Here is a 15135-nt window from a genome sequence, read left to right on the forward strand (position 1 = left end):
GGGAGGTGGATATGGAATGCACTGTGTATAACCCCCAGAAAAGACGGCTGGAAACGCTCGATGTGGAGATCACGGAGGAAAATACGACATGGTTCCGCTACCGTCGGAATATTAGAAGCATCACCATGATCACTGACTGGAACGGAGGACTGCTCATCAAGACAGGGTTTAACTATCCGGTCTATCTGTATGACGTATCGAGGGAGGACATCGGTTACAGCCGGAAGAAGGCAAGGGAGCTCATGCGGCAACTGAGGTAGGAAAAACCTGGGGGCGGCGGATGAACCTACTGTTATGCAGGGCTCAACCGCCGCCCATCCAGCATCCATGATCGTCAGGTCAGGGCCTGCAATGATCCCTCAATTAGCAAGTCTGAACCTCCCTCGATTATCGTGTTTACTCTCAGGAGTGTCGGAAGGAGTGGAAGCACTTCAGCGGATCATCGGTGATGTACTGCCTGTTGAAGCTGTTACCGTACCAGTTGCCAACATTCTTCCCGTATCCCCATCTGCCCTTTGACAACCCCCACAGGTTACACCCAGCAGGAGATGCGCCTCTCTTCTGCTCCAGATACACCAGCAACCCCATGCTGATTAGGTCAGGATGGACGGGAACAATCCTTTTTGACGACTTGGATTTCAGGCGTTTATCTCCTTGCGTGTTAACATCAAAGCAGACAATCCCATCTATGGTTCTTATGTCCTCTGTAGAGAGCTGGCAGATTTCTTCAAGTCTCATCCCTGAGTACATAGCGATAAGAGGCACCCATCGTCTATATGGCTTAACCTGAACTGAGCAATGATCCAGAACCTTCCGCAAGTCATCGTTGCTGTATGCCTTCCGTTCCTCGTCGGTGCGGGTATCTTTCCCAAGAGTCAAACCCTCAGCGGGATTACTATCAGTATGACCATGTTTGGCTCCCCATTTGAGCAGCGAGGAAAGGAGGATCATATATTTGTTTACTGTAGCGAGGTGCATCCCTTCATTTCCTGTATTCACCTTAAGCAGTTCCGGTACAGTGAGGTTCTTGAACCTGTTGATTCTCATGAAACCAGGAGGAAGCCTTCGTAGTATATCCCGACAACTTACACAAGATGCCCTATCAATGTCGCAGACAGGTTTGTTGTCAAGAACCATCATCAGAAGTTCTAGCTGTCTGTCAATTTCATGTTGGCTCTTGGGTGTCCAGTTCGGAGAGTGCTCTTTTGTGTACATATCAATGAGCTTAGAGAGCTTTACTGAAGCTCTTTGGGAAGTGGGGGATACAACGGGTGAGTGGGGGGGAGCTGGTTTGTGATGCTTGCAGGGTAGGGTGTATGCCATCAATCCATCAAGCATCTCAGGCGAGAGCAAGCCCGTGCGGATCAATGTGAAGGCAACGCTGAATTTCTGCTGAAGCCCACCAGCGAGGGCCAGAGCTTCCTTCTTGTTGGAGGTCTTGAGCGACTTGGCTATGTCGGTCTTATTGCCAAACAGGGGGCGGAGATCAAGGGGAAACCACTGACGGAAGTAATACCTACCGTTACGAGTGAAGAGGTGCTTAGACATAAAAAACCCGCTTTCACTCAGTCCTAAAACTGTGACAAAAACGGGTCTTTCTGTTCTAACAGTACTAAACTATTGGAATAATTAAACTGGAGCCGTTTGTCGGAATCGAACCGACGACCTCATCATTACGAGTGATGTGCTCTACCAACTGAGCTAAAACGGCATTGATGTCACGAAGGCTTGCTTTTGTCGGTCTCTGGCCATAAAACCGGCTGGGAAACGGAAGACTAGCATTAGCTGATTTTTTCGAATCTGTCAACCTTTGCCATGGCGTTCTGATTCATCCGGCTGTCATGAAATTGCGTATTCCGGTGAAGACGATCTGGGCTGCCAGGGCGGCGACAAACAGGCCGGTGATCTTGCTCAGGATGATGATCCCCCGCTTGCCGATCAGGTGCTCGATGGAGGCGGCGCAGAAGAGCAGCAGGCCGATGCAGAGCACGGCGGTTGCCAGGGCCGCGCAGCCCACCAGGATCTCCCAGCTCTGTTGAATCTCCGCTCCCATGACCAACAGGGCTCCGGTGGTGCCCGGCCCCACGGTGATTGGAATGGCGAGGGGGACAACCGAGATGACCTCCCGTTCTCCCCCCGGCGGGGCCTTGTCGTCACCGTACACCAGTTGCACCGCCGAGAGGAACAAAAGCGCCCCCGCGCCGATGCGGAATGAGTCCAGGGTTATGCCGAACAGGGAGAAGAGGGTGTTGCCGAAGAAGTAGAGCGTGAAGCAGGCCACCAGCACGGCGACGGTTACCCGCAGGGCCAGCTTCCTCCGTTCCCTGGCCTCATATCGCTGGGTCATGGAGAGGAATGTGGAGAGTACGAAGAAGGGGGTCAGCAGGAAGAAGAACTTTATCCAGATGCCGAAAAAAAAGCTGCCGTAGATCTGCATGTGGTCGGATCCTCGGACGGGCGGGGAAGGGGAAGGACGAAAACGGACGTGTGACTCTTCAGAGGCCGAGTTCCAGCTGCTTCCAGGTGCATTCCTGTTTCATCCGCCCGCGGTTGTAGGGGTAGTAGCGCGGACACTGGGCCACGACGGCATGGGCCGCCTGCTTGCAGGTGCGGCGACACGATATGCAGAGCTTGTTCGCTGGTTGGCTCATCCTGTTACTGTGTGCTGGACTCATGGTTGTGGATTTGCCTGCGCAGCCGTCCCCGGAAACGGCTCGTGCCCGGGAGCGGCTGCGCGGATTGTGCGTGATCGCGCTCTGTCAGGCGACGAACCTGACCCAGCCGAACTCGTCCTTGATTTTTCCGGTCTGGATGCCGGTCAGGGTGTCGTACAGTTTCTGGGTTATCGCGCCCACCGTGCCTCCGCTCAGGTGGACGACCTCGTCCTTGAAGCAGAGTTTACCCACCGGCGAGACCACGGCCGCGGTGCCGCTGCCAAAGGCCTCGGTCACCTTGCCGCCCCTGATGTCGTCCATCAACTCATTGATTTCGATGCTGCGTTCCTCTGCCCGGTATCCCAATGAGACAGCCAGTTTGAGTATGGAATCGCGGGTGATGCCGGAGAGGATCGAGCCGTTCATGGCCGCGGTAACGATTGTGTCGCCATAGACGAAGAACATGTTCATGGATCCGACTTCCTCGACATAGCGCTGTTCGCGGCCGTCCAGCCAGAGCACCTGGTCATAGCCCTTGTTCTTGGCCTCCAGCGCCCCCTTGAGCGAGCTGGCGTAGTTGCCGCCGGTTTTGGCTTCGCCGGTGCCGCCGGGTACGGCGCGCACGTAGTGGTCTTCCACCATGATGCTGACCGGGTTGAAGCCTGCGGAGTAGTAGGCGCCCACCGGGGAGAGGATGACGAAGAAGTAGTAGTGGCTTGACGGCTTGACGCCCAGCACCGGTTCCACGGCGATCATGGCCGGCCGGATGTAGAGCGAGGTTCCCGGCGCGCCGGGAATCCACTCCTTCTCCAGGGAGAGCAGTTTCTCGATGCCACCCAGGAACAGTTCCTCGGGCACGTCCGGCATGCAGAGCCGGTCGGCGGACTGGTTGAAGCGCCGTGCGTTCATCTCGGGACGGAACAGCGCTATCCTGCCGTCGGCCCATTTGTAGGCCTTCAGGCCTTCGAATATCTCCTGGGCGTAGTGGAACACCAGGCAGGAGGGATCAAGTACAAAGGGAGCGTAGGGCTGGATGCGCGCGTCGCACCACCCCTGGTCGGCCTTCCATTCCACCAGCAGCATGCGGTCGGTGAATTGCCGGCCAAAGCTGAGCTTGGTTTCGTCTTGTGCTTTCTGTTTCATTTTTTCCGCGGGGAGCGGAAGGACTTGAATATCCATGACAACGCCTCCGGGACAACATTAAATGAAGATTTTTGTATCATATCCGCTACGTTACGGCAAGGCCAAAAACCCTGTTGACAAATTCGTGGAAAACATGATTTAGTGCCTAGTTTGTAGAGGTGTAACTATATAAAATAGCTTGTATCTTTTTTTGGCGATGGATTGTCGCCGCGTTTGCCGGACATAGCGATACTTATCAGGATCAGGAGGTCATTCAATGCAGAAGAGGAAGTTTAAAAAAATCATGGCAGCCAACCGCGGCGAGATTTCCGTCCGCATCTTCCGCGCCTGCGCCGAGCTGGGCATCAGGATGGTGGCCATTTATTCCGAAGAGGACAAACTGTCGCTGCATCGTTACAAGGCTGATGAGGCCTACCTGATCGGCAAGGGCAAGGCGCCCGTGGAGGCCTACCTGGGCATCGACGAGATCATCGCCCTGGCGCTGAAGGTCGGTGTGGAGGCGATCCACCCCGGCTATGGATTTCTGTCCGAGAACGCCGAGTTTGCCGAGAAGTGCGAGGCCAACGGCATCGTCTTCATCGGTCCCACGGGCGAGATGCAACGCGCCCTGGGGGATAAGGTTGCCGGCCGCAAGATGGCCACGGCTGCCGGTGTCAATGTGGTGCCTGGCACCGAGGATCCCATCGAGCGGGAAGAGGATGCCCTGAAGTTCGCCAAGCAGTACGGTTACCCGATCATCGTCAAGGCGGCGGCCGGCGGCGGCGGTCGCGGCATGCGTGTGGCCCACAACCAGAAAGAGTTGCTGGAAGGCTTGGTGGCGGCCGGGAGCGAGGCCAAGGCTGCCTTCGGCAACGCGGCCGTGTTCCTGGAACGCTATCTGGAGAACCCCAAGCATATCGAGGTGCAGGTGCTGGGGGACAACTACGGCAACCTGGTGCATTTCTTCGAGCGTGACTGCTCGGTGCAACGCCGCCACCAGAAGGTGGTGGAGTTCGCGCCTTCCCTCTGCATCACCCCCGAACTGCGCGAGGAACTGTGCGACGCTGCGCTGAAGATCGCCCGGCAGGTCAACTACCGCAATGCCGGTACGGTGGAGTTCCTGGTGGATCAGCAGGGGCGTTACTACTTCATGGAGATGAACCCCCGCATCCAGGTGGAGCATACCGTGACCGAGATGATCACCGGCCGCAACCTGGTGCAGAACCAGATCCTGGTGGCCGGCGGTTACGCCCTCTCTGACCCGGAGATCAATATCCCTTCCCAGGGCGCCATCAACATGCGCGGCTATGCCATCCAGTGCCGCGTGACCACCGAAGATCCGGCCAACAACTTCGCCCCTGATTTCGGCATGCTGACCACCTACCGCTCTGCTGCCGGCTGCGGGGTGCGTCTGGACGCCGGCAACGCCACCACCGGCGCCAGGATCACCCCCCACTACGATTCGCTGCTGGTCAAGGTGGGCACCTGGGGACTTACCTTCCCGGAGGCGGCCCATATCATGGACCGGGCCCTGCGGGAGTTCAGGATCCGCGGGGTCAAGACCAACATCGCCTTCCTGGAGAACGTGGTTACCCACCCGGTGTTTCTGGAGGGGAAGTGCGACACCTCCTTCATTGACAAGCATCCCGAGCTTCTGGTCTTCGAGGAGCGGAAGGACCGTGCCTCCAAACTGCTCAATTACCTGGGCGAGGTGGTTGTCAATGGTATTCCCGGCATCACCGAGCGCATGAAGTCGTCCCAACTTGCCGAAGCCAGGGTGCCCGAGGTGGATGTGCTCTCCCCCCGCCCCCAGGGGACCCGCGACCTGTTCAGAAAGATGGGCGCCGAGGCATTCTGCACGTGGGTGCTGGAGCAGGAACGGCTGTTTCTGACTGATACCTCCATGCGCGACGCCCACCAGTCCAACCTGGCCACCCGCGTGCGCAGCTATGACCTGCTCAAGATCGCCGAGCCCACCTCCTACCTGGGGGCGGAGCTCTTCTCCCTTGAGTGCTGGGGAGGAGCGACCTTCGATGTCTCCATGCGCTTCCTGAAGGAAGACCCCTGGCAACGGCTGCATGCCCTGTCGGAGAAAGTGCCCAATGTCCTCTTGCAGATGCTGCTGCGCGGCTCCAATGCCGTGGGCTACACCAACTACCCGGACAACGTGGTGGAACGCTTCGTCGATGAGGCGGCCCGCTCAGGCATCGACGTCTTCCGCGTGTTCGACTCCCTCAACTGGACCACAGGCATGCAGGTGGCCATGGAGGCGGTGCGCAAGACAGGCAAGATCTGCGAGGCGGCCATCTGCTACACCGGCGACATCACCGATCCCAAGCGTGACAAGTATCCGTTGGAATACTACGTCAACCTGGCCAAGGAACTGGAAAAGATGGGCGCCCACATCCTGGCCATCAAGGACATGGCCGGCCTGCTCAAGCCCTTTGCCGCCTACCGGCTGATCAAGGCGCTTAAGGAGAACATCGGCATCCCGGTGCATCTGCATACCCACGACACCTCCTCCAACGGCGGCGCCACCCTGCTCAAGGCCAGCGAGGCCGGGGTGGATATCGTGGATGCGGCCCTCTCCGCCCTGTCCGGCCTGACCGCCCAGCCCAGCCTGAACGCCATCGCCTCGGCCTTGGAGGGGAGCGAGCGCGACCCGCTGGTCAACGGCCGCGGCCTGCAGCAGCTGTCAAACTACTGGGAAACGGTGCGGGATTACTACGCCCCCTTCGAGTCCGGCCTCAAGGGAGGCACGGCCGAGGTCTACGAGCATGAGATTCCGGGCGGACAGTACTCCAACTTCAAGCCGCAGGTTGCGGGCATGGGGCTCATCGACCGCTGGGAGGAGTGCAAGGAGATGTACCGCAAGGTGAACCTCCTGTTCGGCGACATCGTCAAGGTCACCCCCACCTCCAAGGTTGTGGGGGACATGGCCATGTTCCTGGTCAAGAACAACATGCAGCCGGAGGATATCTACACCGCCAGGGAAGAGCTGGCCTTCCCCGAATCGGTGGTCGGCATGTTCAAGGGGATGCTGGGACAGCCCCACCAGGGATGGCCTGCCGACCTGCAGCGGATCATACTCAAGGGAGAGCAGCCGATCACCTGCCGTCCCGGCGAGCTCCTGCAGCCGATCGACTTCCAGGAGGAACGCCGCAAGCTGGAGGAAAAGCTGGGGCACCCGGTGGACGACAAGGCGCTGCTCTCCGCCATCCTCTATCCCAACGTGTACCCGGACTTCGACAAGCATCTCCAGAAGTATTCCGACACCTCGGTGATACCGACCCCGATCTTCTTCTACGGCCTTGAGCCGGGGCAGGAGACCTCCCTGGACATCGAGCCGGGCAAGACCCTGATCATCGCCCTCAACGCCATCGGCCGCCTGCACGATGATGGCACCCGCGTGGTTTCCTTCTCCCTGAACGGCAATAACCGTTCGGTGATTATCCGCGACCGTTCGGTCACCAGCGGCGTGTTCGTGCGCGACAAGGCCGACAGGGACAACCCCAGCCATATCGGCGCTCCCATGCCGGGCAAGGTGTTCAAGGTCAATGTCAAGCCGGGCTTCGAGGTCAAGGCCGGTGATGTGCTGATGGTAACCGAAGCCATGAAGATGGAGACCAACATCAAGGCCAAAGTCGACGGCCGGGTGATGGAGGTCAAGTTCAAGGAAGGGGACAAGGTGGAGAAGGACGACCTGTTAATCGTCATGGGTTGAGCCCTGTCCTGCTCCTGCTCCCGTTGAAACAAGCCCCCCGATGCGCTGCCCCGGGGGGCTTTTTATGTCCGGGGTACAACAGGGAGGTGTCTCAGTTTCGTGCTCCGGGTGCCAGACGCTGCCAGGCGAAGCCCAGCAGCATGGCAGCAAGGGAGACGGCCAGGCCGGCGTAGAGCGGCGGTATGGGGGAGGGTATAACCCCGGCGATGATCACCGCCGTGGGTGCGGCGTAGATGGAGAGGGCGCCTCCCCGGGCGCTGGTGCGCTCACCCAGGAATATGGCCAAAAGCAGCGGCAGGAAGAGGGTGGCGCCCCGCAGCCCCATGGAAAGGAAGCTCCACTTCATGATGGCAGAATTCGGATCGGACAGCAGGACGGCGAAGGCTGCCAGCAGGGCGCCCAGGGTGAGCAGCCGCATCAGCGGCAGTTCGTGGGATGCCGTCCGCTTCAGTTTCGACACCACGTCCACGTAGAGGGTCGTGCCGACACCCATGGCCAGGCCGGCGGCGGTGCCGACGGCAGCGATCAAAAGCGCGGCGAAGGCAACCCCGGCCAGTGCGGGATGGAACTGCTGGGCCAGGAAGAGCGGCAGGGCCTTGGCGCTGTCGATGCCCGGCGCATGCACGCGCATGTACATTCCGATGGCGATCCCCAAAAGCCCCAGGGGGGGCATCAGCAGGGCGCTGATCAGGGCGCCGTTCCTTGCCGCGACCGTGTCGCGGGCCGAGAAGATTGACTGGAGGTAGGTCTGGGTGGAGATGACCCCCACCAGCAGGGAGCAGAGGTCGGAGATACCCTCCGATACTCCGTAGCCGAACAGGGAGAACCAGGGATAGGGGGGCAGGGAGCGTCTCAGTTCCTGTAACCCTCCTCCGGTTGAGATGACCAGGATGCCGCCGGCCAGCATGATGGCGTAGATCAGAGTCGTCTTGATCACCCCCAGGGGGCCTGCGCTGCGCATGCCGCCCCCCACGGTGAACAGGGCGGTGAGCAAGAGGGCTGCCAGGGCGCCACCGGGAAGGGAAATCTGGAAGAGAGTCGAGAGCAGCGCTCCTGCGGCCAAAAGCTGGGCCACGATGTGGATGAACATGCCCAGGGCCGAGAAGAGGCTGGCGCAGACCCGTGCCCGTTCGCCGTGGTAGCGTGATATGAACTGGGGGATGGTGGCTGCCATGCCCCCGCGCAGTGAGGGGGCCAGGGCCAGGCCGAGGAACAGGCAGGCGATGCCGGCGCCCAGGGTGAACCACCAGGCCGACAGGCCATGCAGGTAGGCCAGTTGGGCCGTGCCGATGGTAGCGGCTCCCCCCACCAGGGTGCCCAGGATTCCGCCGGCCACGTCCCGGCTGTTCGCCTTTCGACCGGCCAGGGAGAAATCTCCTGCCGAGCGGACGTTGCGCGCGCTGGTTACGGCCACCGCCACCATGGCGGCGATGGTGAGCAGAAATGGTACCATGAAGAGTGCTGAAACGTTGGGCACACCGGACCTCCTTCGGGAGGGGCAGTGTAAACCGCGCAGACTGCCCTTGTCAAAGGAGCGTTATGCTGCGGGCATAGATAAGGAGGAAGCCATGGTGCATTTTCAGGAAACCTGTCTGGGACGAATCGGCATCGCCGAGGAGGGGGGAGGCATCAGCCACCTCTTCCTGGGGGGGGATAGCGTGCCGCGGGAGATGGAACAGGGCCAGACGCCGCTCTTGCGAGAAGCTTTTCAGCAACTTGAACGCTATCTGGCGGGAGAACTGACCGATTTTTCCCTGGCGCTCATGCCGGACGGCACCCCCTTCATGCAGCGGGTGTGGCAGGAACTCCGCCGGGTGCCCTACGGCCGGACGGCCAGCTACCGGGATATCGCCACCGCACTGGGCAACCCCAAAGCCGTGCGTGCGGTGGGGATGGCCAACAACAGGAATCCGATCCCCATCTTCATCCCCTGCCACCGGATCATCGGCTGTAGCGGGAAGCTGGTGGGCTACCGCGGCGGCTTGGAGATGAAGAGGCGGCTGCTGGAACTGGAGAGGGGGAGAGCGTGCCCTCAGGGATAGAGGGTGATCAGCGCCACGCCGCAGAGCATCAGCAGTGTGCCTGCCAGTCGCCCGGCAATTCCCTGCTCATGGAACAGGACGTGTCCGTAGATGACTCCCATCAGCAGGCTCAGCCGTTTCAGGGATATCATGTAGGCGACCCTGGTCATGGCTATGGCGCTCATGTGGGTCAGCACCATCAGGGCATAGAAAAGTGCGGGCAGGATAGCCTCCTTCACTGCTCCGCTGGCAAACACTCCCCGTACACCCCCCTTCATGTTCCGCAGCGCAAGGGGAGTCAGCAAGAGCGTAAGAAGCGGGATGTAGATCGCGGCGAAGAAGAGGGGCGATGAAGCTGCCACGGCCTGCTTGCCCAGGGTTGATGTGACGCTGTAGATCAGGGCCACTCCCAGCATGCAGCGCGCACCCCTGTCGCGCATGGTGGCCCGCAACGGTTCCAGGAACTCCCTCCTGGCCCTGCCGAGGTTGAGGCAATAGGTCCCGGTGACGATCAGCAGTACACCCGCTGTGCCGGCGCGGGAGATGCGCTCTCCCAGCAGCAGGGAGGGGACGGCCAGCAGGAACAACGGTGTCAGGGCCAGAAGCGGCAGCGTCAGGCTCAAGGGGGAGAGCTTGAGCGCCCGGATGTAGAGCACACTTGCCAGTGCCTCCAGTGGGAGCGACACGAGCGTTGCACGGTAGAAGCCGGGGGCAAGGGTGGGGATCGGGATGAACGGCAGCATGGCCAAAAGAAACGGCGAAGCGAGCAGAAGCCGCAGCCAGAGGATCAGGTGTTCGTTGTGGTGCGTAAGCGCGCGTTTTGCCAGCGCATCGCTGGTGGCAAGGGAGAAGGCGCAGAGCAGGGAGAGGGGAATCCAGGGAGAGATCATGGCTGTTTCCTGGCGATGGGGAGCGGCGCTTGTCGTGTCGGAGCGTCGTGCTTCATCTAATCCTGAAAAGGGAGCCCTTTCGTGCATGGTCTGATATGAAGCCGGATTATTGTTTCTTCGTACCACGGGGGGGCGGGATTACAAGCGTCACGGATTCATTGCCGCGGTAGCGGCTGATCCTGTGGCCGCAGAAAGGGGGGAGGTGGCATGGTGGCGTTGCCTGTATCCCCGGCTCGCCAGCGGGGGGGGCGTTCTTTTCGTGGCCTTGGCCTTGGCGTTGAATTGCCGCGGTTCAGCAGTATAGTTGAACACGTAATCCGCTGCTGCGTATCTGGAGGCGGGACTTGAAAAAACGGAAAGGGGAGGTTGCTATGTCGTGGTACACGTTCTCGCTCAGCAAAGATGATCTGGCCCGCTACGACGCGTCGCAAGACCTGTTCACCACCATGTATTTGACCCATGGATTGCCGCAGGGCATGGCACTATGGATCAAGCCCAACTGCGATACCGGTGAAAACATGCTCTTTGCCCAGGTTCCCGATGGTCTGAATGTGAAGGACTCGGCGTTCTTTCGCATGTTTTCCCTGACCCAGTGCTCAGGTCCGTCGATGGCCGGGTTGTCATTGCTGGTCGGAAAGGCGGGAGGAGCGCGCTAGGGAGCGGGAGCGCAGGGTGTTGAGCGCGATGCCCCCTTCTCTCGGCGAATGAACATGTTCGTGGACCGGTTGCACACGGCAGGGTCTCCCTGGGAGCTCTGCCGTGTTCTGTTTTGGCTGGACGGAAGCTTCCCCCACGCCTCCCTTGAGGAGTATTGACTCCCCGAAAACGATCGCTCTCTCCTCTCCATATTTCTTTGAAATCCGAAAATAGTCATATCCGGGGCTGTTAGCCGCTCCAGCCGTTTCAGTCGGTTACTTCCTGGCCGCAGATGCGGTTGCGTCCCTGCTGTTTGGCTTTGTAGAGTTGGGTGTCGGCCGTGGCCACCAGCTGCCCGTGCCTTGGCTCCGGTCCCGGAGACGTGACCGCCACCCCGAGGCTGATGGTGACGAAGGGCGCCGTCTCGGACGATACGTGGGGAATGGCCTGTCTGTGGAGCGCCGTCAGGATGGACTGGGCCTTGTACATGGCGCCTTCCATGTCCACCCCCGGCAAAAGACAGGCGAACTCCTCGCCGCCGTAGCGCGCGACGAGATCGTGGGGCCGCCCCAACTCTTCCCGCAGCAGCGTGGCAATCTTTCGCAGGCAGACATCCCCCTCCTGGTGGCCATAGCTGTCGTTGTACTTCTTGAAGTGATCGATATCGATCATCAGCAGGGCCAGGGGGGCCCTGTGTCGCCGGCATTGGCGCCACTCCGCCTCCAGGCTCTCGTCGAAGCGGCGGCGGTTGGCGACACCGGTCAGGCCGTCGATGAACGCCATGGAGCGGAGCAGGTCCGCCTGGGCCTTCATGGTCAGGTGGGTCTGGACCCTGGCGCGGACCACCGCGCTGTTGAACGGCTTCATGATGAAGTCCACCGCCCCTGCCTCCAGTCCGCGGGTCTCTTCCTCGGGATTACCGTAGGCGGTGACGAAGATTACCGGGATATCCCGTGTCCTCTGGTCGCTCTTAAGCTGGCGACACATTTCCAGCCCGTTCATGCTCGGCATGACGATGTCCAGCATGATCAGGTCTGGCGGGTTGGTGTCGCACATCTCCAGTCCCTGCAGGGCGCTGGTTGCGATGAACACCTCGTGATCACTCCGGAATATCTCGTACAGGCTCTGGATGTTGGTCGGCTCGTCATCGACGATCAACAGACGCGGGAGTGGTTCGGGTGCACTTGCTGCTTGTGGTTCGCTGGGTGAAGAGATGTCGGAAGTCATGGTGATAGTTCCTCTCGAATGATTCGGCATTGGGTGGCGGCAGCGGGAAAATTGAGCCGTTTGACGGCATCGTCCAGCAGGAAGAACCGTTGGCGCAGATCCCTGCCGCAGATCCGCCTGATCCCCTCGTATTCGTTCAGCGCCCGCATGTTGCCGACGCGCAGCAGATCTTCCATGAAAGCCAGGCGCGCGGCCACCTCTCCCCGGTCCGGGGTGATGTCAGGCAATTCCTCTCCGGCCCCCTCTCGAGGCGGGTCAAGCTCGTCGGCCAACCGGCGCAATAAGTCGCACGCCTCGGCGAAGTGCCGCTCAAGATCGTTGAGCAGGATTTCGCCCAGGGGCCGGCCTCCGCGGAGCAGCGCTTCAGCTTCGGCCGCGCAACGGGACAGTGCCATGGCGCCCAGGGTCGCCGACACCCCCTTGAGGGTATGCAGGTCGCTGGCGGCACTGTCAATCTGCCCCTGCCGCAACTGGTCGCGCACGCGTTCCGCGACTGCGGCCTGATCACGTTCAAAGGAACGGGCCAGCCGGGCATACAGGCCGCGGTTGTTGTTCAGGCGGGTGAGGGCATCTTGTGGCGAAAACTCGGGCTGTGCACCACCGAGGACTGAATCTGCCGTCTGCGGTTCCGCCTGCTTCGTGGTGTCGCCGCAGTGGGTCTGCAGGACGGCGATCAGCGTCTCCGGATCGATCGGTTTGGCAATATGGCCGTCCATGCCCGCGGCATGGCACCGCCTGCGGTCGTCCGGGAGCGCGTTGGCGGTCATGGCGATGATGGGGAGATTGATCATGCCCAGGGCATCGCGAATCCGGCGCGAGGCTGAGTAGCCATCCATGTCCGGCATCTGGATGTCCATCAGCACCGCGTCGAACGGGGCCTGTGCCCGGGCGATCAGGTCCAGTCCCTGGCGGCCGCTTGAGGCGACTTCGACGCCGGCACCCTCCTGGCTGAGCAGTTCCTGGGCGATCTGTCGGTTGATGGGGTTGTCCTCCACCACCAGCAGGTGCAACCCCTTCAAGCGACTCCTCTGTCCTGCACCGTTGCGGCCGGTGTACGCGCGGCCGTTCATGGCCGGCGTGTCACCGTCCCGGCCAAGGGTGATGGTGAAGTGGAAGGTGCTCCCCTTGCCCAGCGTGCTTTCCACCTCCAGTTCGCCCCCCATCAGACGAACCAGGCGGCGACTGATGGTCAGTCCCAGACCGCTGCCGCCGAAACGTCGGGTGGTGGAGGACTCGGCCTGCACGAATCCCGTGAAGACGCTCTCCAGTTTGTCGGCCGGGATGCCGATGCCGGTATCCTTCACCGAGAACCTGACCCGGGCCTGGTCCGGGGTGAGGGATACTACCTGGATGGTAACGACAATCCGTCCCTGCTCGGTGAACTTGACCGCGTTTCCCGTCAGGTTGAGCAGCACCTGCTGCAGCCGCAGGGCGTCCCCCAGGAGGGTGGGGGGCAGGTCGGCGTCGACGTCGAAGAGCAGTTCAACCTTCTTGTTCTGCAAGGAAGGGGAGAGGAACACCGCCAGGTTGTTCAGCAGTTCCTGGGGAAAGAAAGGAACCGTCTCCAGCTCCATCTTGTCCGCCTCGATCTTGGAAAAATCCAGGATGTCGTTCAGGATTCCCAGCAGAGAACGGGAGGCCATCTGCACCTTTTCGATGTAGTCATGCTGCCGGGGCGAGAGCTCGGTGCGCTGCAAGAGGTGCAGCAGTCCCAGCACGGCATTCATGGGGGTGCGGATTTCGTGGCTCATGTTCGCCAGGAAGCGGCTTTTGGCCGCGTTGGCCGCCTCGGCCTCCTCGGTGCGTTGCTGCAGGGCCGTGTTCAGTTCCTCCAACCGGAACTGGGTCTGCTTGAGCTCGGTGATGTCCGAGACCAGTTCGTAAAAACCGCGGACCTGCTCCCCCTCCATGTCCGGTATGTAGTGGATCATGGTGTGGCAGTGCTGGCCATCGGACCGTGTCAATGCATGCTGGAAGTGCTGGGGAACTCCCTCCAGCGCCCCGTGGATGAATGGCTCGATGTCTTGATACAGCTCCGTACCCAGCAGTTCTCGTATGTGCATGCCCAGCATCTCTTCGGGACTCCTGCCGAACCAGAGCTGGTATTCGTCGTTGGCAAAGGCGCAGTACTGTTCATAGGTCCAGTATCCCACCATGCCGGGAATGACATTGGCCAGGATCTTGAGAAAACGCTCGTTGTCCCTCATGGCATGCTCGCTCTGGACCAGTTCGGTGATGTCCTTGCTCACGCCGATCAGGCATGGTGGCCTGCCCTCTTCGCGCTTCCGCAACCGGCCATGTGCCCTGATCACGCGCAGTTGGCCGTCGTCCCGGCGGAAGCGGTAGGTGGTGTCGAAGGGTGTCTTTTCGTTCAGTGCGGCACGTAGCCCCCCCTCGACCTCGACCAGGTCCTCAGGTAACACCGAGGCTCGCCAGCTTTCGTAGAGAGAGGCTGATTCATCGGCCTGTTTTCCGAGGAAGCGAAGCATGGCATCGTCGCCGTGCTCTCCGTCGCCTCCGGGTTCATACTCCCAGAACCCGATCTGGAATGTCTTCCTGACCAGGTCCAGGCGCAGCTCTTTCTCCCTCAGTTTAGCCTGAAGTTTCGACTTCCTGTCCCGGAGGTGCGCCGAATGGCGCAGGGAGAGAACCAGGAGCAGTATCGATGTCAGCAGCGCTCCCCCCAGCAGCCAGTCATTGCTGGTCGGCTGCTGGCCGAGGGAGCAGGCGCCGAGGCTCCCCACCGCCCCTAGCGCCAGAGCCAGAGCAAGGGGGGGGCGGAAACAGGCGAGTTGGTAGTGTGTTCGGGGGGGCTGTGTCCCGGTCTCCATAGGTCGTCCCTGGGCAATATCCTGTAAGGC

12 protein-coding genes and 1 tRNA gene are annotated in these 15135 nt (G+C 60.7%); 4 read left to right on the plus strand and 9 right to left on the minus strand.

The features are described 5' to 3' along the window. Positions 1–11 precede the first annotated feature (11 nt). Entirely contained in the window at positions 12–260 is a 249-nt protein-coding gene (locus PPRO_RS06605) for a hypothetical protein (RefSeq protein ID WP_011734407.1), read from the plus strand. A 142-nt stretch (positions 261–402) separates the two neighbouring features. Here the strand turns inward: PPRO_RS06605 and PPRO_RS06610 are convergent, their stop codons facing one another. The 5 genes from PPRO_RS06610 to PPRO_RS06625 form a co-directional block, all read right to left on the minus strand. Continuing rightward, positions 403–1548, minus strand: a complete 1146-nt coding sequence (locus tag PPRO_RS06610; protein ID WP_011735246.1) for a site-specific integrase — start codon at positions 1546–1548, stop codon at positions 403–405. Positions 1549–1635: 87 nt separating this feature from the next. Further along, positions 1636–1711 (minus strand) — tRNA-Thr (locus PPRO_RS06615). Positions 1712–1828: 117 nt separating this feature from the next. Continuing rightward, positions 1829–2437, minus strand: a complete 609-nt coding sequence (locus tag PPRO_RS06620) for a MarC family protein (protein WP_011735247.1) — start codon at positions 2435–2437, stop codon at positions 1829–1831. A gap of 58 nt (positions 2438–2495) precedes the next feature. Continuing rightward, positions 2496–2651, minus strand: coding sequence for a hypothetical protein (locus PPRO_RS21215; protein WP_086003632.1), 156 nt, complete (start codon positions 2649–2651; stop codon positions 2496–2498). A gap of 108 nt (positions 2652–2759) precedes the next feature. Next, on the minus strand, positions 2760–3833 hold the full coding sequence (locus PPRO_RS06625; RefSeq protein ID WP_011735248.1) for a branched-chain amino acid aminotransferase: 1074 nt from the start codon (positions 3831–3833) through the stop codon (positions 2760–2762). 220 nt (positions 3834–4053) lie between these two features. Here PPRO_RS06625 and PPRO_RS06630 point away from each other — a divergent pair, with 220 nt between their 5' ends. Further along, positions 4054–7500: a pyruvate carboxylase gene (locus PPRO_RS06630; protein WP_011735249.1), complete on the plus strand. Its 3447-nt coding sequence runs from the start codon at positions 4054–4056 to the stop codon at positions 7498–7500. Between the two features lie 91 nt (positions 7501–7591). Here the strand turns inward: PPRO_RS06630 and PPRO_RS06635 are convergent, their stop codons facing one another. Continuing rightward, on the minus strand, positions 7592–8977 hold the full coding sequence (locus tag PPRO_RS06635) for a sodium:solute symporter family protein (protein ID WP_011735250.1): 1386 nt from the start codon (positions 8975–8977) through the stop codon (positions 7592–7594). Positions 8978–9068: 91 nt separating this feature from the next. On the opposite strand from PPRO_RS06635, the gene PPRO_RS06640 reads away from it, so the two are divergent. Beyond that, a complete protein-coding gene (locus PPRO_RS06640; protein WP_011735251.1) occupies positions 9069–9542 on the plus strand; it encodes a methylated-DNA--[protein]-cysteine S-methyltransferase in 474 nt (157 codons plus the stop codon). On the opposite strand, the gene PPRO_RS06645 is transcribed toward PPRO_RS06640, so the two are convergent. Beyond that, a complete protein-coding gene (locus PPRO_RS06645; RefSeq protein WP_011735252.1) occupies positions 9533–10411 on the minus strand; it encodes an EamA family transporter in 879 nt (292 codons plus the stop codon). The genes PPRO_RS06640 and PPRO_RS06645 overlap by 10 nt on opposite strands. Before the next feature lie 344 nt (positions 10412–10755). On the opposite strand from PPRO_RS06645, the gene PPRO_RS06650 reads away from it, so the two are divergent. Next, on the plus strand, positions 10756–11067 hold the full coding sequence (locus PPRO_RS06650) for a hypothetical protein (protein WP_198138336.1): 312 nt from the start codon (positions 10756–10758) through the stop codon (positions 11065–11067). Between the two features lie 247 nt (positions 11068–11314). Here PPRO_RS06650 and PPRO_RS06655 read toward each other — a convergent pair whose 3' ends face one another. Both PPRO_RS06655 and PPRO_RS19400 read right to left on the minus strand, forming a co-directional pair. Next, positions 11315–12274, minus strand: a complete 960-nt coding sequence (locus PPRO_RS06655) for a diguanylate cyclase (protein WP_011735254.1) — start codon at positions 12272–12274, stop codon at positions 11315–11317. Further along, the gene (locus PPRO_RS19400; protein ID WP_011735255.1) at positions 12271–15105 is read right to left on the minus strand and encodes a hybrid sensor histidine kinase/response regulator; all 2835 of its coding nucleotides are present in this window, start codon (positions 15103–15105) and stop codon (positions 12271–12273) included. Before PPRO_RS19400 ends, PPRO_RS06655 begins: the two co-directional genes overlap by 4 nt. Positions 15106–15135 lie beyond the last annotated feature (30 nt).

The sequence above is a fragment of the Pelobacter propionicus DSM 2379 genome (assembly GCF_000015045.1).
Taxonomy (GTDB): domain Bacteria; phylum Desulfobacterota; class Desulfuromonadia; order Geobacterales; family Pseudopelobacteraceae; genus Pseudopelobacter; species Pseudopelobacter propionicus.